We start from the raw sequence: 356 nt of genomic DNA on the forward strand, positions 1-356 counted from the left end.
GTACAGTTTCTTTCCAGCCTTGGAGTAGTGGTGGAGAAAGAACTATTCCGCTTATTCCAGGGTTGGAGTGGTGGTGGAGAAAGAACTATTCCGCTTATTCCAGGGTTGGAGTGGTGGTGGGGAAAACTATTCCGCTTATCGGTACAGTTTCTTTCCAGCCTTGGAGTAGTGGTGGGGAAAACTATTCCGCTTATCGGTATAGTTTCTTTCCACCGATAGCGTGGTGGCGGCGAAAAAACTATTCTCCTGTCGGTACAGTTTCTTTCCACCCTTGGAGTAGTGGTGGAGAAAGAACTATTCCGCTTATTCCAGAGTTGGAGTGGTGGTGGAGAAAGAACTATTCTCCTGTCAGCACA

1 protein-coding gene is annotated in these 356 nt (G+C 47.5%); it reads left to right on the forward strand.

The window, feature by feature from the left end; translation table 11 throughout:
• Positions 1–219 (forward strand): hypothetical protein (locus LKK83_RS29610; RefSeq protein ID WP_324635060.1); only part of this gene is annotated, 219 nt, incomplete at its 5' end.
• Positions 220–356 lie beyond the last annotated feature (137 nt).

The sequence above is a fragment of the Phormidium sp. CCY1219 genome (genome assembly GCF_035615515.1).
Lineage (GTDB): Bacteria > Cyanobacteriota > Cyanobacteriia > Cyanobacteriales > Laspinemataceae > CCY1219.